Source organism: Endozoicomonas ascidiicola, from assembly GCF_001646945.1.
GTDB classification, from domain to species: Bacteria; Pseudomonadota; Gammaproteobacteria; order Pseudomonadales; family Endozoicomonadaceae; genus Endozoicomonas; species Endozoicomonas ascidiicola.
Map to the genome: position 1 here is coordinate 630,332 of NZ_LUTV01000001.1, position 15,595 is coordinate 645,926.

Here is a 15,595-nt window from a genome sequence, read left to right on the forward strand (position 1 = left end):
GGAAAAGAAGTTTGTTCATTGAATACGATGAACTTCAATTGCTTTAGCAACGTGCAGTAACTGTTTTTTTAGCCATAGAAGACTCTGATCTTTATCTCTCAAAGGGTGCCAGGCAAGAAGGTGTTGGTAGGAAAGTTCACTGTCTTCTATCTGGTACCAGCTGAAATTAAATTGATCAGCATAATATTTTGCCACAGCTGCCGGCAGCACAGTAACCAGCCCAAGTTTTTGCATAAGCTCAGGTACTGCAAGAAACCCCGTGGTGTGTATTGCGATAGTTCGTTGAATACCATGGCGCTCACACCATTCATCCATCAGTGCTTGAGAGTGCCCCCATATCGAAGGGTAGATAAACCTCAATGCTCTGATCGCGTCGGCTGTGATAACCGCTGATGCATCATGAATTGGCTCTGGAGAAACAAGAACCAACCGTTCACTGAGAAAACGGGTGGATTTAAGGTTTTTTGACAGTCGACCACTCTTTTCAAAACCGACAACAAGATCAACAGCTCGGGTTTCCAACTCTTGGGAGTAATCGGTGGCCTTGAGATCCTTAATTTCCAGTTTAATATTGGGGGCTTGTCGTGAGATTTTTCCCATCAATGCCGGCACAATAATCAGTTCAACGTAGTCGCCTCCTGCAATTCTGAAGGTGGCTTCACTTTCTTCTGGCTCAAACACGGAAACATTGGTCAGACTTTGCTCCAGCAGTAACATGGCCTGCCTTATGGCCGGTGATATCAAACGAGCCTGATCTGTAGGTGCCATGCCGCCATACACGGGGACAAACAAATCATCATTGAACTGTCTTCTAAGTCTTGAAAGCGCATGGCTGATCGTTGACTGTGAAAGGTTTAGCTTTTCAGCCGTTCGGCTGACGCTCCCTTCTGTCATCAGGAGATCGAAAATTCTCAACAGGTTTAAATCAATTCGATTCAGGTCACGCATAACTTTCCTGTGTTACAGAATAGTAATACCAATTCTGTTTTTAAATTATGGGCTGTGCAGTTATTTTGTCCGCCTGGATCTGCGTTGAAGTTCCTCGCCATAGCTACGGCTATGACTCGTCGATTCGCCTTGCCCAGTCGCCCAAAATAACTTGCTCGTTCCACAATTTAAAAACGCCATTGGTATAAGTACCCAACCATATGAAACCATATTTTCTGGCTTAGTGGTCAGCCACTCTACTGCGTTACATCTGCGATTACATAGCTACGGCTATGCTCACTCCGATGTGCCTTGCATAGTAACTAACCACTAAGCCAGAACTATTCGATTTCATATGATCGGGTACTTAGTATCGATATGAACCATAGCTGAATGCTGAAGTTTCATTTTCTGCATAGGATAGAGCTGTTTACTATTAGCGCAATCAAAAATTGAGCAGTAAACATGTTAAGAAATTATCTTTTCCTTTTTGGAATAGGCGTAATCTGGGGTTCACAGTTCATCTTCCAGCAAATGGCTGTTGCCGATCTCTCTCCAGTTTGGGTGGGGGCAGGGCGGTCTCTGGTCGGGTTTATGACTTTAGCGGTCATCTGTCAGGTATTGAGAATCAAAAGCAATGGCGGGCAGTGGTTTAAGTTCAGTCTGATTGGGCTTCTGGAAGCAACTATTCCTTTTGTGCTGGTAGCCTGGGGGCAACAGTATTTGGATACCGCCATTGCCGCCATTCTGATGGGCACCATTCCATTCTTTACGGTCATTCTTGCACCTTTGGTGATTCGTGGTGCGAAGATTACTTTTGCTGGTATGGGAAGTGTCTTACTGGGTTTTGCCGGGTTGTTAACACTGTTCTATCCTGAGTTAATGTCAGGCAGTGGCAGTGCAAATCTGCTGGCAGCGGGTGCCATCGTTTTTGCTGCTGCTTGTTTTGCAGTCGCACTCTTGTTGTTGAAAGGTGTGCACAGTGAGCACCCATTAGTGATTGCCAGAAATGTACTGGGCTGTGCTTCTGCTCAGATTGTTTTGTTTGCGTTGATTGTGTCGCCGGTCAATGAGGTAACGCCGACAACATCCAGCCTGATGGCGATAACTTACCTCGGTATGTTGTGCGCAGGGCTGGTGTACTTCCTCTATATGGTATTGATACGCGACGCAGGTCCAGTATTTGCATCGATGAATAACTATCTTGTACCTATGATAGGTGTTCTGCTGGGCGCAACCATTAATGGGGAAGCTTTGACTGCATACACATGGTTTGCACTTGGCGTTATTCTGATGGCGGTTGCCTTTAACCAGTTCTTTTCACGTAAAGAAGCTCAGGCTGCCTGAGCTTCATCTCTTCGCATTTTTAGATCACTTCACTACCAGCCAAACAACTTCAGGTTCTTGTCGAGCTTGAAGTTGCTGGTCAGTACTGCATGCTGGTCAAGGTTATATTTGACGTTATTGACCAGTTTCTGATCTCTCAAGAGTGCTGGGATATTTTTGACATAGAGTTTGTCGTAGAAAATATCAGTCATGACTTTGAGCATTCGGTTACTAAAATCCCCCTGACTGCTCCAGTGTCGCTCATCGTCGGGTGTGGGCAAATAGGCATCCGCTGATGTTTCACTGTCTCGACTGGCAGAGACTACGACCATATATGCCGGAATATCTTTCCCGCCTCGGGTTTCACTTTCTTCGATGATATTCGGATTCAGGACGTTGTAGACGTAGCGGTAAGGTAAATCAAACATGGTGCCGGAGTGGCAGGTGTCAACAAAGACTAACAGCCGGGTACTTTTATGGAACTTTTTAAAAGCGTCGTGTAATTCGTCATCCGCAACCACCTCTTTTCCGGCAACAAGAAGTTCATCGATGTTGTCGGACTCATCACTATTCCGGTCTGTTGTATGGGTACCATGACCACTGAAACTGATAATTACCCGGTGAGGCCCCGGTGAAGCATGTGTTTTCTCTGCAAGGCTACGGATTTCCGATAATAGCTTTTCTTTGCCCATTGGTTCTCTTAAATCGGTTTTAACATTCAACGAGTGCGCAGGAATACCCTTTGTCATGGCAGCCCATTGGAAAAAATTCCAGGCGTCATTTCGACAACCGTTCAAAGTAGGGACTTCAGGGGTGTGGTCATAATTCTGGCCGGTAAACAACCCCATGATGTGATGCATGTTTTCGAATTCGAAATAGTAATCGTCATCGAAAGGGCACTGGTTGTCATAACAGGGCGTTGAGTTTTGTGATGAAAAATTACTGGTTGAATACGCGACAGCGGGTTGGTGAGTAAGTAGAGCTGAACATAGTAGAGCAATAAAAGTCAGCTGTTGTATGTAGCGCTTGAGGGGGACAGTCATACAGTTCCTCATAGTAAACCATGAAGTAGTAATGTAGAGGAGGGTGATATCATGCAAAGTGTGGTTACTCAGGTTAGCAGAGTTATTTAGTGGGCAGTGGAAAATACCAATAAAAAAAGCGTGATGGATGCTTGCATGCTGATCAGCTTTCCTTATAATCAGCGGCGTCTGGTGAGGGGGGAAATCTTCTGGTCAGATATTCTTTGATGGTGGGCGTAGCTCAGTTGGCAGAGCTCCGGATTGTGATTCCGGCGGTCGAGGGTTCGAGCCCCTTCGCCCACCCCATTCAAACATTTCTCTTCATAGTTCCCGTTGACACTCCCTTAGTTTATAAAACGCATTCTTTTTGTATTGATAATACTTGAATTCAAGTAATAAATACATAACCCATAACTTTTCTTACATCAATCCCAGTTAACTCTTTGAAAGCCTCATAAGGTGTTTTGTAGTCAAGGCATTTTCTAGGTCTATTATTCAGCTTATCAACCGCTATGATGACTTCTTTTTCTGTAACGTTATTAAGCTCCATCGACTTGGGGAAATACTGCCTGAGTAGCCCATTAGCATTCTCATTCTGACCTCTTTCCCAAGAGTGATACGGAGCAGCAAAGTAACTGTCACACTTCAACGCTTTGGCAACCTCTTCATGCTGAACAAATTCTTTTCCATTGTCGTACGTTATGGTTTTTACAAACTTTTTCAAAGGCTTAAGCACACCGATCATCGCCTGTTTAACCGCTTTTGCTTTCTTTCCAGGCAAGGGAACAGCAAGACGAAGCTTGGTCTTTCGCTCATCCAATGTAGCGATTGCCCCTTTATGGTTTTTGCCAATTATGGTGTCAGCCTCCCAGTCGCCAACACGCTCTCTGTTGTTGACCACTGCCGGACGCTCCTCAATTCCAACCCGATTGGGTATACCGGTTCGGTTATGGGCTGAACCATACCTTTTCCTGTAGGTCTTTTTCTGGTGTCGTAAGTGCTTATAGAGGGTGCCTCCTTTACGTTTATCATCCGCTATATACTGATAAATCGTTTCGTGGTGTAGCTCAATTACCCCTTCTTTTTTAAGTCTTCCAGCCACTTGCTCTGGACTCAAGTCTGCACGGATATCATTAGCTATGCGTCGTTTAATATCATCCGTTAGCTTAACAGCCTTGGTTTTTTCCTGATGACGCTGTTGAGCCATACGGTGGGCCTGCTGGTGTCTGTAACCGCGTAACCCCTTGTTGCGCCCTAATTCCCGTGACAGGGAACTCTGATCGCGCCCAAGTTTTTGTGCAATTTTGTTTTGAGAAGTCCCATTTTTCAGTTCAATTTCGATATAATGTCTCTCTTCAGAGCTCAGGTGCTTAAAGGCCATCCGTGGCATCCTCTGTAGTGTTTAGTAGCTTTACAGAGTACACCTGAGTTCTGATTGAATTCAAAGGTGGCTCTGTAGCAACCCTGTGGTTACAGAGGTTATGCATTTATGATACGAATTCAGGATAATACAAAATGCGCACCTTATTTTAAAGGCCTGGTTTGGAAGAAAACAATGATGCTTAAGAAAAGCCACTGCTGAAAAACAAGGTGAAGATTCACAATAGCTGATAGGGATTAATTTTAGCAAACTCTTCTATCCTGCTGGATTGTTATGGCTCATATTGGCGATGTTGCCTTTAACTCGATGCTGCAGATTTTTAAAAGTGAATTTAGTGGAATGATATGAGGGTATAAAAAAACAGACCACTACGATAACTCTCATTCTCATGAATGCCATCAACAGTCTGATTATCACGATCTCTTGCTACCATGACCGGTACTTCCGACACTCTACCTTCTTATCATTACCGCGTTTCCTGGCAGACATTGAAACTGTTGGAGCTGCATAACAGAGTCTCTCGCTGTAAAGGCTGACGACAGTTTAGATCCATCAACCCTAAGGGAAACATAGCCAGAATAGGCTATGTGATAAGACTATTGAATGTGCCATGATCTTGTGACATACAAATGGTCATTCAACTTCTTGCAGAACTTCCTATGGAAAAAACTTCAGATTTCTACACAAAAAATGCGCAGGCATTTTTTGACTCAACTGTCAGCGTTGATGCTGAAGAATTATATCGTCATTTCTTACCACACATTCCTGCTGGTGGCCGTATTCTGGATGCGGGTTGTGGTTCTGGGCGGGATGCAAACGTATTCTTAAGAAGAGGCTTTCAGGTTGCCGCTTTCGATGCCAGCGAACCATTGGCAGCTTTAGCATCAGAGTTACTTGGTCAGAAAGTCAGTAAATGCTTGTTTAGAGAATTCAGTTCAGAAGACTTCTTTGATGGCATTTGGGCATGTGCTTCTCTGCTTCATGTTCCTCTTGAAGAGCTTTCTGAAACTATGAGGCACTTGTCTTCTTTTCTGAAGGCTGGAGGTTGCTTCTACTGTTCTTTTAAATATGGGCAGGGTGAAGCAGAAGTGGGCGAACGACACTTCACTTATATGGATGAGCCCGGTATCGAGCAACTTGCGAAAGTTAGTGACTTAAGGGTTTATCAATGCTGGATAACTCCGGACTTACGCCCAGGGCGTGAAGATGAAAAGTGGCTGAATGCTATTCTGCAACCGTCTGTTTAGAAGGTTGCAGAACCTCTGGCTTCAGGCTTCTGCCATATATGCAGTATTTTTGATCGTACCTGATTGTAGTTACCCTGCAGGAAAGCTCGCCTCTTTGCTTCCGTCGCACCAGTTTGCTGAATGAGGGTCTCTTTGATGGGTAGATGACTGTTGATGAAATACTCATTGCGGGCATGTAGCCGTTCCAGAAAGAAAAGCTCAGGCAGTAAAGCCGACTTTTCAACGCGGTTGCAATGCTGACAGGCAAGAACGAGATTCCAGATACCATTAATGGTTGCCACAAGATCTCTAGCCAGCCAGGGAATAACGTGATCTACATCAGCAAGATTGGAGCTGCCTGATTCTGTGGAAATATGTCCGAAACAGTAAAAACAACGCCCTTTCTGGTAGCCGTTCAGGCTGTTTCGTGAACTGGTAATATCCACCCTGCGATCTTTAATCTGAGTAAACAACGCCTTATTTTCGTGATCGTGCTCAACCTTTAACAGATTTCTGGATATTCCTGCCTGCCATGCTGTTTCCACTAAACGCCAGCGAGATTCGGTCTCAGCCGTAAAGCTTGAAAACGCATCCGACTCAGTGAGCTTGAAAAAGTTGTCAGTAAGACGAATGCCTTTAGTCGAAGAATATCGCTCATCAAGAAAGAATCGTTTATCGACTTCTTGTCGGTTCACAATATGGAAAGCATCCAGAACATTATTGAACCCCAATTTGACTGTTTGCTGGATAAGAGCGTCTTCATCAACCTGCCCATCCAGAAAGCCAGAACAAGCGCTGAGATATTTACTTGAGGCAGATGTCGCTTGCTTTGGAGCAGTTTTCAGATGTTCACACAGGTGATGAGCAAAGGGCTTTGCCAGTTGATCAAGACGGATGAAGTCATCTTTAGAGTCAGCAAGGTCATAGAGAGCATGGGCAAGAGCAAATTTGTAGGAAGCAACATTGCTGCCAAACAGAATAATACTGCGCCAGTAATTATCGAGCGAAGGCTCTATCTGGTAGAACTTTGACATCCTTGCCTCGTTGTCAGTCCTTGTTAGAACCTCCTATTAGATTACTTATGGAATCAAAATAAAATAAGTGATTTCATTTTATTCTATGTGAGATGCCAGAAAAGTGACTTCTTTTCGAGCGTGATATCTCGTTGAACACAATAGAAACGACGGATCAATAGTGATTTTCAAAGTGATGGGCAGGCTATAAACGACAAAGTTAACCAAAAGAATAACTGCGCAGTAAAGACTCTGCGCACCACTCAAATAGGGAAATCATTCCACCCGCTCAACCCAAACAAAATTCCCACTCTCCAACACCTTCTCCCCAGACCACCGATACGCCGCCAGCTTACCGCCGGGTCGTGCGACGCTGTAATCCACACAGGCGACATTGTGGGCAAGAGGCGTTGGCGTGCCGTTCATCCAATAGTGGCCGACAAACAGTGGCGTGTTATCCCGGTAGCGATAGACGCTATCGGGCAGCGGTGTTTCTGGAAGTGGGGCGTTGCCTGTGCCAATCACGGCGTCTTTCCACGTAGTAGCGGTTTCATTCCACCATTGAATTCTGGCGGCTGTACGCCGGTTGCCTTTTTTATCGTTGAAGGCATAACCTTCTGGAAGTTCTACTTCGATGCCTTTGAGCAGGTATTCAATGGCGTCGTAGAGTGGGTGGGTTTTGTTCGATGCCGGTGCGTAGGCATCGGGCGATAAACAGTTTTCGTCGTCCAGCCATTGGGACGCTGTGGTAAAGCTGGCGTGGTGCCATACGGCGTGGATGATGCGAAGTTCTCCGAGGTCGAGAAACAGTGGCAGCGTGCGAAACCAGTCAATGACTTGTTGATGTTCTGGTGAGTCAAAGGGAAATTCATCAAGAAATTCCTGATGATCTTTGACGTTCTTCATCTTTGCGTGAGGGCGGAGGTAGTCACCATCCGATCCGGGTGTAGCAAAGCAAATGGCGTTGAATTCGTGGTTGCCCATCACGGCCAGGGCGGTTTGGTTTTCCACCATGGCTTTGCAGATTTCTATGGTTTTCTTTTGCTGGTTGCCTCCATCAATAAAGTCTCCGACAAAGATGGCTTGTCTCTCGGGGTGACGGTAAACGCCGTTGGTCTTTTGATAGCCCATTGTTTGCAGCAGTTGTTCAAGCTCATTAGCCTGACCGTGAATGTCTCCGATGATGTCGTACATGGTTTTCTCTTATTGTTAGAAGTTGTCGCGAAACCCTTCGAGCTCGTTCCCATGGTTCTCCGTGGGAATGCATACCGAGCTATCCGTTAATGAAGCAACCTGTATGGCCTGGCCTGTTCAGTATGCATTCCCACGCGGAGCATGGGAACGAGATGGTTGGAGTTATGAGCTGTGTGCGGTACCAAGCCAGTTGAGAACTTCATCGGCATCCAGTGTACTTGAATATTGGGGGAGATGGTTTTGCATGAAGTTTTCTTTTAGTTCGTGCTCGTCTGATTGCAGTTGCTCTTCTTGCTGACGCAGTGTTTTGAGTTGTTGTTGATGCACTTTTTGAGAAAGTATTCCTTGTTTGAGTTGTTGCTTGGCGGTCTGTTTTTGTTGTTTCAGTCGTGTTTTCTCGTCCCTGATTTTATGCAGAGCGGCTTTTAAGCCGTCTGGCTTGTACAATTGATGTTGCAGAGCATTTTGTTGAGCCTGAAGTTCACAGGCTGCGTGGTAAAGATGGGTTAATAGCTCTATGGCCAGATCATGCCCAAGAGAAGTTCGGTAGTCTTTCGTTGCTCTGGCAAAGTAAGGGATGTGAGGTGCCGAGCAGCTCAAACCTGCTATTGGGGCAGTGATGGTTACGGTGAGATCAGAGTGGGAACGGTGGGTGATCGAGCCGTGAATGGTGATACGATTGGTCATTACAGATATTGGGGTAGACATAGTGCATCTCCTGTTTAGCGATATTTGTTAAGCGCCTGCAAGTGGGATTAAATGAGCGCATGTATTTAGCCTATAGGGCACAGTCGCTGTAGTCAATGTGCGCCCAAGTAGAATTACGTAAGGAAAGCCCGATGTTACAAGTGATTTTTTCTGCGACCAACGCCTTTTGTAAATATATAAAGGAAGATCTGGCTCGTTTACCCAGTCCGGACGGTAAACGAATTGGTACCCAGCCCATCACCACCGATGCAAATACCATTTCCTGGCAAGTGCATGCCATTAAGGGTGTTGGACGACGGAGAAACTATACGGATGTGATTGCGGTAGAAGCCCGCAGCCGCTATGCCATTCTGTTTTCTCATCCGCAGTTCAGCAGTTTGGAGGATTTTGTGAAGCGGTTTGGCAGGCGCTGGGCAAATGAGGGTGTGGATATGGCTGTGGAGAGCGGTGCTACGGTAGAAGAGCAGGTTCAAACTATGTTTGATCAGTTTCTGGCTATGGAGAAAGAGATGTTCTTCTGCCGGAATACCGATCTTAGCGTGAATGGCCACGTTTCTGATGCGGATTGGTGGTTGAGCGGTAGTTATGAGAATTATGGGCATAATATTCTGGCGGAGCCTGAAGAGATCTGGCTGGGGATGGAGCGCATTAACTGTGTTCATAAAAAAGCGAAACCGTTTCCGGGAGCCAAACATCAGGAGTCGTTTATTCCCATGTCCCGAATGGTGGATGACTGGCTTTTCCGGTTTGCCAGGGGGCTTTCTCAATGGGATTATCCACAAACACCGGATGGTGATTTCCCTAATCCTTTTCCAATATCCACCGGCACTGATGAGAAGAGGGCGGTTGTGAAAAAGGTTGAGTCTTATCCTGTGCCCGATAATGTGATTAGTCTTGATGAGGCGCGCAAACGGAAAAGCCGTGTTTGACTGTCCTTATTTCTTCCCCGCCGCCAGCCAGGTGATTCAGAGACAGCTCTTAACTACTGAGCAGAGTTTTTCGCATTATGATGAATAAAAGCAATCCGCCCGCTAAACAGTCCATGGACTACGCCCAGCTCCTCGAAGCACTGAACCAGGCCAGTACGTTTGATCTGTTTCGGTTGAACTCCATGATCAATCGTGAACTGGATTCGTCTGAACGGATTGATCGAATCAAAGCCGCACTGACCATAGGGCAGAAACTGAGTTATTTTGACAGCAACAGTAATTCACTCCATGACTGTGAAGTGCTGCAGCTAAATCAGAAACGGGTACTGGTGCTGGATTTTAGCGATGGCAAACGTTGGAAAGTTCCCTATTACATGCTCAATCTCGAAGGTGCTGATGCTCGTATTCATCATGAAGCGGAAGAGGGCCTGAGCCGCCATGCCATTTCTGTTGGCGATGTACTGGGCTTTAAAGACAAGCATGGACGGGAACATTTTGGCCATGTGTTGCGTCTAAATACACAGACAGTCACTCTGAAGGTAGAAGAGGTGCAGTGGCGGGTTGGGTATATGTTTCTCTACCGTGTTCTTGAGGGGCAAGGTGATCAGGAAGGTGAGTTGTTGATTGAAGGCGAACGGGCCGACCAGCACGATGAGGATATTCAGGGGACGTTACTTGAGTAAACAGCTTCAATATTGTCCAGACAATCATTTAATAGTTCATTACCATTAATTACTTCAAGAATTCTCATGAGTGAATATCAGTATTATGAGTTGGTGGCGGTTGACCGGCAGCTGTCCAGAGAAGAAATGGGTTATCTCCGGGGGATATCCAGCCGGGCACAGATCTCCTCGACCCGGTTCTGTAACACCTATAACTACGGTGATTTGAAAGCCGATCCCAGGCAGTTGTTGGCGAAGTTCTTTGATGCGTATGTTTATGTGTCGAACTTTGGCTGCAAAGTCTTCGCAATTAAAGTACCTCGAAATCTGCTGGATGAAGCTCTGTTGGGCATCTGCTGGCTTCAGCGCGGGAGCTGAAGAAAAACGCCCGCGAAAGGGTGCTGGAACAAAAACGAAAGCAGCAACAGGAAACTGCAGAAACCGTCGCAAAAAATGAAGATCTGTACTGACGTCGGGTGGAAGAGCTTCTTGGTGAACGTGGCAGCTCTGCTGTGTATTCAGAACTGTCGGCAAAACTTGGGGATCTGCAGCTCATGGCAACGGTGTTTGAAAAGCAAGCCGGCTATGATCGCAAACTGGATGACTTGAAGAAGCGTTATAAGAAAAAGGTCAGCATTGGCAGGCCATAAGGCGTAGATGATTTGTGATTGCCCGATCTTTTAACCCAAGATCGGGCAATGTTTATTAACCACTACATCGATTGCCGGGCAATGGCATTCAAAAGACTGATGTCGTGAGCTGGCATATCTGAGTGTGCCAGCAGCCAGTTGACTAAGGCAAAATCCCGGCTCTGTTTCTGACGGTTTTTACTGGTGCAGTAGTGGGACCACAACGCCATACGACCTATGCGCTCTGCCCATTTGCCCCGCGCCGGTTCAATCACCTCGGTAAAGAATGCTTCATAGCTTAAGGTGTTCAGTTTCTTGAAAGGTCCAACGCTCTCCGGCTCTTCAAACCAGGACTGACCTACGGCACTTTGCGTCCATTTTGAGGATCGTTTTTGCACTGCAGCAATATCTTCGGGAGAAGGCGCTTCTGGTAGAAGGGCATCAAACAACGCAGCAAAACCGGTGCTATCCGGATTCCAGTTTTCTACGCCCAAAAGCTCCATGACCTGAACCAGTTCATGATCGATAGCGATGCCGCTTTTCAGGTTCAGAGCCAGAAAAAACGACAGCTGTTTGTGGATAAGTTCCGGAGAAACTTTCTCGGCGACAACCTGTTGCTTTAGCATTGAGAGGTAGGGTTGCACCTGACTTTTTGGGGCGGGTGGTGTGACCAGCACATCTAACACGCCCACCGACTCTTTCAGAATAAATGAAATCAATCGCTGCTGTTTACCTGCTTTCAGAGTCAGCATGACACCCTGAGCGCCGCTGCCATCGACTGCCGACATATAGGTTTCGATAATATCGCTAGCCGGTAGCGCCTCTGGTGATTGGGGGACGATGCCTTTTTTTCGGGCAGCCTGAATCAATTTATCCACGCCAGCCTGAATGGGCGCTGCCAGCCAGTTACGAATTCGAATCAGGCGGGCAAGAGTGACCGGAGTTATCGCTGCCGGGTTTTGGCTGAGGACGTTGATAATACTCATGGCTCGTTCCTGGTTATCATCCAGAATCATCAGAGCCGTACCATTCATGCCTTTTTCGGAGGTGATGAGTGCCCCGGCAATCAGTTCCAGTGCTTCCCTTGGAACAAAGGCCAGCTGTTCCTGCAGGGCAGAGACCAAGACAAATTCATCGGGTACTTCGCTGACCATCTTCTGAATGGATTGTTCCACCGCTTCAGGAGACAAATCTTCCGGGGCCATTTCCGTGACATTGTCCATGTGCCACTGATGAATAAAGCCAATAAACTCTTCAGACAAATATTGCTTATAAGGCGTTAACACCGCAAAAACCACACTGATGCCATCAGGATTCAGCACATCGTTCTCATTGTTGATAATGAGCTTTTGTTCAATGGTATTCCAGAGTCGTTTCGCGTCCTGATTACCCTGACGTATCTGCATGAAAAGGTTCTGGCAGGCGCAGTTCAGAAGTTCAAAGACCGCCTCTTCAGCATGGGGCAGGTTGAGATCAAAGCCTTTGAAGCAAATATCATCCAGCAACTGTGACGTATTGGTGAGATCAAGAAGCGGGAGCCAGTGATCCGGTGGTGAAGGTTGCTGTTTATATTCTGGTAAATGGTGGGCGGCGTCAGCAATCAGATCGCTGACCCAATCATCGTCATCAAGGGCTTCCGGGTTAAGAACCGCTTTCATCATCGTATCGAAATCCAGACCAGCCAACGGGTTGTTGTGATGATGACCATCGCCGTTATAAATAGTCAGATAGTCTTTACGAATGCGCTCCAGAAATGTAATTACGCTCTCTGCATGTTTGAGCTGGCGCTTTTGGTCGCCATTTAGCGTTCGATGAAGCATCTGCCAATAGGCAATTAATTCAGGGACAATGGTTTTTGCCTGACTGTCGGGACAGATCATTTTGCGGGGGAAAAGATCCAGCATGATTTCTTCAGCCGCCTCCACGTCCAGATCTTTTAAGTCCTGATTTATGTAGTTCAGGTAAAAGTTCATGAACATGTCGAACCAGGTTCCTTCCCCTTTTTTGTTGGCTTTGGAAAGTTTGCCGTATTCCGGTGATTCCAGATAAACGAGGCGGGTAGAATCCAGCCACTGCTCCAACTTGTTGTTGGCCGCATCCGGATCTTCAAATTGATCAATCTTGCCAAGCCTGAACGGTTGTATTGCCATGGTCGATCTCCGGGAACCTGAGTAAATCAAGTATCATAGGGTTCGGTGGCTATTTTGCAATGACGGACTATGGATCAGGCATGAATAGCATGCTCGAAGCATCAAGGTCAAAAGGCGCTTTTTCTGGTTGGCACAGAGGCATCATTATACGTGGTTTGCTCGTCTTAACTCGGACAATTATGAACTTGGTTCTGGAAAACGGGTCATAGCAAAGCATGGGGTTTTGGGTTCGCAGTATTTAATCACAGTACCATCCCATATGAAGAATGAGCAGCGGTGAAAAAGGAGCAAAAATGGATCGATCTGGCTATTTTCACCATCTATTCGTGGGAATGGGGTATTCGTGCAAAAGCCTTCTTCGTTTCGACCTCCATTTTTGGTCTTTGGGCTGGAATTTCCTTTCCGGGTCCAGAAAACCAGCCACTTCGTAACATTCTGTTTTTAGCGCCCGGTTCTTAGATGCCTTGAAACGACTTTCCTCTCGAGAAGATCGCTGCTTTTGATAGTCCTGCTCATCAGTATCTTTCCAACCATTGCCCATGATCTCTTGCATTATCCTTTGACGATCATCATATAACTTAATCAGCTCATCTAAGTCTTTTGCTTTCGATTCTTCCAGTGCGGCTTTTGACTCATAACATTTAGCTAATATGCTGAAGACTGTTGATGGTTTTTTTAAGCCAACCTTGAGGCATGTTTTCAGATGGGCTTCTGCCTGCGATAAAAGCGCATCGGATTCGATGCGAAATGTTGTATCTCTCTCAATATTGCTGATGACATCATTGTCATTGTCCACTGAGCTATGATCCCGGCATTCAGAAGATTTACCAATGGCAAGGCGCAAATCGGCCTCACGAATAAGCATGAGAGCATAAGATTTCAGGTGACTGGTATCTTTTTTATTAATGTTTTTACTGGTCAGGTTTCTCACGGATGTGAGCCCTGATAGCATGCGCGCCAAGTTTTTTGATGGGTCGTTATAGTGCTCATTTTGTAGTTTTACGATGCTTGCTTCGTAATGAGTTCTCAAGTATTTGGGCTCAGACGGTGTTTCCCGTGGCTCCAGGTTGATCATACCTGCCAATAATGAATGGATAAGTTGTTTCTGCTCGATCAGGTTGAAGTTGCCTTGTGTTCGAAGCCTTCTTGCTCTTATGTATTCTTCATTGCCTAGAAGGGAGTCCAGCTCCGGTGTTGGCGAAGGCGCGGTTCTTTTTCTGGCGGGTGAAAATTCTCTGACAGAGTTGTACCAGTCCCGCTTTCTTCCACGTCTATTGCTGTATGCAAAGCGGGTTCGACGGCTTTCACAGTCCGATGGGCTGACTCCTCTGCCACGATGAGTAATACCTTCATCTGAGGAGCTTCTGTCCGTAGGGCTACTGCCCGACGAGCTACTGCCCGATGAGTTGCTTCCAGAGCCGTAATCGCTGGTCGCCAGATGCCTGTGAAAGTTATACGAAGATTCCGTTCTCATCACACTTCCCTGAAAGATAAGTTCCTTTTGCCAATATGAGGCCTGAGGGCTTGTAACCCAGATTTATAAGGATGCTACTACATGCAGGGTTCTGATGGCATAACAGGGCGGTTAGGGTAGCTAACAACTGTAAACGTAAACCTGACCACATACCGCCAGAGAGGAAAGCATAGGTATCGATATTGCTTGAGTGTTCTCAATGAATATTGAGTTGTTCTTCTTATTAAGAAAGGTTGTGGGATTTGGTATGTTCAGTCTTTATCGTATTAACCAATAATATTTGACCGTAGTATGGGGATATAAGTGGCTTTAGGTTCTTTAGATAAACGCAGTGCAAATACCCTCGTGGTTCTGGATTTTGAAACCACCGGGCTATCCCCCAATATGGGCGACCGCGCGATCGAGATTGGTGCGGTTTTGGTGGAGAATGGTCGTATAACCGATCGCTTCCAGCAGTTGATGAATCCCGGATTTCGTATCAGTGGTTTTATTGAGAGCTATACCGGTATCACCAATGCCATGGTGTCCGGTGCAGAGTCTGGTGCATTGGTGATGAAAGGTTTTGCCGAGTTTATCCGGGGCCATAATCTCGTGGCACATAATGCCGCATTTGATCAGAAGTTTCTGGATGCTGAAATGTCGGCAGCCAGAGCCCGCTATGATGGCTCTTTTGCCTGCTCAATGTTGATTGCACGACGGCTGTATCAGGATGCCCCGAATCATCAGCTGGGTACGCTGGTAAAATACAACCGGTTGCCAACAGAAGGTGTGTTCCACCGTGCGTTGGCAGATGCAGAGATGACTGGCCATTTGTGGCTGAAAATGCTGGATGACCTGAAATATAAGCATCAGGTGTCTGATGTTTCCTTTGGGGTGATGAAAACGTTGTCCCGCACCGCTAAATCGGGAGTTGGTTCATTTTTGCTGCGACAACGTGAGAGTGCGCTCTAAACA

Annotated in this window: 16 protein-coding genes, 1 tRNA gene and 1 pseudogene; 9 read left to right on the forward strand and 9 right to left on the reverse strand. The window is 46.3% G+C overall.

Translation table 11 applies throughout. The features are described 5' to 3' along the window. Nucleotides 1–15 precede the first annotated feature (15 nt). Nucleotides 16–948 carry a LysR family transcriptional regulator gene (locus AKL11_RS02475; protein WP_067515031.1) on the reverse strand — a complete coding sequence of 311 codons (933 nt, stop codon included), beginning with the start codon at nucleotides 946–948 and terminating at the stop codon, nucleotides 16–18. A 444-nt stretch (nucleotides 949–1,392) separates the two neighbouring features. On the opposite strand from AKL11_RS02475, the gene AKL11_RS02480 reads away from it, so the two are divergent. Further along, nucleotides 1,393–2,274 (forward strand): DMT family transporter, encoded by an 882-nt coding sequence (locus tag AKL11_RS02480; protein WP_067515032.1) that lies wholly within the window; start codon nucleotides 1,393–1,395, stop codon nucleotides 2,272–2,274. A gap of 32 nt (nucleotides 2,275–2,306) precedes the next feature. On the opposite strand, the gene AKL11_RS02485 is transcribed toward AKL11_RS02480, so the two are convergent. Continuing rightward, nucleotides 2,307–3,296, reverse strand: a complete 990-nt coding sequence (locus AKL11_RS02485; protein WP_157673370.1) for a caspase family protein — start codon at nucleotides 3,294–3,296, stop codon at nucleotides 2,307–2,309. Between the two features lie 209 nt (nucleotides 3,297–3,505). On the opposite strand from AKL11_RS02485, the gene AKL11_RS02490 reads away from it, so the two are divergent. Next, a tRNA-His gene (locus AKL11_RS02490) sits at nucleotides 3,506–3,581 on the forward strand. A gap of 82 nt (nucleotides 3,582–3,663) precedes the next feature. On the opposite strand, the gene AKL11_RS02495 is transcribed toward AKL11_RS02490, so the two are convergent. Next, nucleotides 3,664–4,656, reverse strand: a complete 993-nt coding sequence (locus tag AKL11_RS02495) for an IS30 family transposase (RefSeq protein ID WP_067515034.1) — start codon at nucleotides 4,654–4,656, stop codon at nucleotides 3,664–3,666. Nucleotides 4,657–5,032: 376 nt separating this feature from the next. Next, nucleotides 5,033–5,139 (reverse strand): annotated as a pseudogene (locus tag AKL11_RS24970) (IS1595-like element ISEnu2 family transposase); the annotation flags it as partial. Nucleotides 5,140–5,315: 176 nt separating this feature from the next. Between AKL11_RS24970 and AKL11_RS02500 the strand changes: the two are divergent. Next, nucleotides 5,316–5,903 (forward strand): class I SAM-dependent methyltransferase, encoded by a 588-nt coding sequence (locus AKL11_RS02500; protein ID WP_067515357.1) that lies wholly within the window; start codon nucleotides 5,316–5,318, stop codon nucleotides 5,901–5,903. Here AKL11_RS02500 and AKL11_RS02505 read toward each other — a convergent pair. From AKL11_RS02505 to AKL11_RS02515, 3 genes are all read right to left on the reverse strand, one after another. After that, complete coding sequence (locus tag AKL11_RS02505; protein ID WP_067515035.1) at nucleotides 5,900–6,916, reverse strand: HNH endonuclease; 1,017 nt, start codon at nucleotides 6,914–6,916, stop codon at nucleotides 5,900–5,902. The two genes, AKL11_RS02500 and AKL11_RS02505, sit on opposite strands and share 4 nt — an antisense overlap. A gap of 255 nt (nucleotides 6,917–7,171) precedes the next feature. Beyond that, entirely contained in the window at nucleotides 7,172–8,089 is a 918-nt protein-coding gene (locus tag AKL11_RS02510) for a metallophosphoesterase (protein WP_067515036.1), read from the reverse strand. Between the two features lie 162 nt (nucleotides 8,090–8,251). Then, nucleotides 8,252–8,797 (reverse strand): hypothetical protein, encoded by a 546-nt coding sequence (locus tag AKL11_RS02515; RefSeq protein ID WP_157673371.1) that lies wholly within the window; start codon nucleotides 8,795–8,797, stop codon nucleotides 8,252–8,254. 131 nt (nucleotides 8,798–8,928) lie between these two features. Here AKL11_RS02515 and AKL11_RS02520 point away from each other — a divergent pair, with 131 nt between their 5' ends. From AKL11_RS02520 to AKL11_RS24975, 4 genes are all read left to right on the forward strand, one after another. Beyond that, nucleotides 8,929–9,726: a hypothetical protein gene (locus tag AKL11_RS02520; protein ID WP_067515038.1), complete on the forward strand. Its 798-nt coding sequence runs from the start codon at nucleotides 8,929–8,931 to the stop codon at nucleotides 9,724–9,726. A gap of 77 nt (nucleotides 9,727–9,803) precedes the next feature. Then, nucleotides 9,804–10,409, forward strand: a complete 606-nt coding sequence (locus AKL11_RS02525; protein WP_095210103.1) for a hypothetical protein — start codon at nucleotides 9,804–9,806, stop codon at nucleotides 10,407–10,409. A 66-nt stretch (nucleotides 10,410–10,475) separates the two neighbouring features. Next, nucleotides 10,476–10,766, forward strand: a complete 291-nt coding sequence (locus AKL11_RS02530; RefSeq protein WP_067515039.1) for a hypothetical protein — start codon at nucleotides 10,476–10,478, stop codon at nucleotides 10,764–10,766. Nucleotides 10,767–10,864: 98 nt separating this feature from the next. Further along, a complete protein-coding gene (locus tag AKL11_RS24975) occupies nucleotides 10,865–11,038 on the forward strand; it encodes a hypothetical protein (RefSeq protein WP_157673372.1) in 174 nt (57 codons plus the stop codon). Nucleotides 11,039–11,100: 62 nt separating this feature from the next. On the opposite strand, the gene AKL11_RS02535 is transcribed toward AKL11_RS24975, so the two are convergent. Continuing rightward, nucleotides 11,101–13,167, reverse strand: a complete 2,067-nt coding sequence (locus AKL11_RS02535; protein WP_067515040.1) for a DUF7401 domain-containing protein — start codon at nucleotides 13,165–13,167, stop codon at nucleotides 11,101–11,103. 100 nt (nucleotides 13,168–13,267) lie between these two features. Here AKL11_RS02535 and AKL11_RS26565 point away from each other — a divergent pair, with 100 nt between their 5' ends. Then, on the forward strand, nucleotides 13,268–13,447 hold the full coding sequence (locus AKL11_RS26565) for a type IV toxin-antitoxin system AbiEi family antitoxin domain-containing protein (protein WP_095210104.1): 180 nt from the start codon (nucleotides 13,268–13,270) through the stop codon (nucleotides 13,445–13,447). Nucleotides 13,448–13,480: 33 nt separating this feature from the next. On the opposite strand, the gene AKL11_RS02540 is transcribed toward AKL11_RS26565, so the two are convergent. Then, nucleotides 13,481–14,641, reverse strand: coding sequence for a hypothetical protein (locus tag AKL11_RS02540; RefSeq protein WP_067515041.1), 1,161 nt, complete (start codon nucleotides 14,639–14,641; stop codon nucleotides 13,481–13,483). Between the two features lie 303 nt (nucleotides 14,642–14,944). Here AKL11_RS02540 and AKL11_RS02545 point away from each other — a divergent pair, with 303 nt between their 5' ends. Next, nucleotides 14,945–15,592 (forward strand): 3'-5' exonuclease, encoded by a 648-nt coding sequence (locus AKL11_RS02545; protein WP_067515042.1) that lies wholly within the window; start codon nucleotides 14,945–14,947, stop codon nucleotides 15,590–15,592. The last annotated feature ends 3 nt before the right edge of the window (nucleotides 15,593–15,595 follow it).

Coding starts and splice junctions, on each gene's coding strand:
- AKL11_RS02485 (WP_157673370.1), bottom strand. CDS start 3,296: ATGACTGTCCCCCTCAAGCGCTACATACAACAGCTGACTTTTATTGCT.
- AKL11_RS02475 (WP_067515031.1), bottom strand. CDS start 948: ATGCGTGACCTGAATCGAATTGATTTAAACCTGTTGAGAATTTTCGAT.
- AKL11_RS02520 (WP_067515038.1), top strand. CDS start 8,929: ATGTTACAAGTGATTTTTTCTGCGACCAACGCCTTTTGTAAATATATA.
- AKL11_RS02540 (WP_067515041.1), bottom strand. CDS start 14,641: ATGAGAACGGAATCTTCGTATAACTTTCACAGGCATCTGGCGACCAGC.
- AKL11_RS02505 (WP_067515035.1), bottom strand. CDS start 6,916: ATGTCAAAGTTCTACCAGATAGAGCCTTCGCTCGATAATTACTGGCGC.
- AKL11_RS02530 (WP_067515039.1), top strand. CDS start 10,476: ATGAGTGAATATCAGTATTATGAGTTGGTGGCGGTTGACCGGCAGCTG.
- AKL11_RS02480 (WP_067515032.1), top strand. CDS start 1,393: ATGTTAAGAAATTATCTTTTCCTTTTTGGAATAGGCGTAATCTGGGGT.
- AKL11_RS02500 (WP_067515357.1), top strand. CDS start 5,316: ATGGAAAAAACTTCAGATTTCTACACAAAAAATGCGCAGGCATTTTTT.
- AKL11_RS02510 (WP_067515036.1), bottom strand. CDS start 8,089: ATGTACGACATCATCGGAGACATTCACGGTCAGGCTAATGAGCTTGAA.
- AKL11_RS02525 (WP_095210103.1), top strand. CDS start 9,804: ATGATGAATAAAAGCAATCCGCCCGCTAAACAGTCCATGGACTACGCC.
- AKL11_RS02515 (WP_157673371.1), bottom strand. CDS start 8,797: ATGTCTACCCCAATATCTGTAATGACCAATCGTATCACCATTCACGGC.
- AKL11_RS02495 (WP_067515034.1), bottom strand. CDS start 4,656: ATGGCCTTTAAGCACCTGAGCTCTGAAGAGAGACATTATATCGAAATT.
- AKL11_RS02535 (WP_067515040.1), bottom strand. CDS start 13,167: ATGGCAATACAACCGTTCAGGCTTGGCAAGATTGATCAATTTGAAGAT.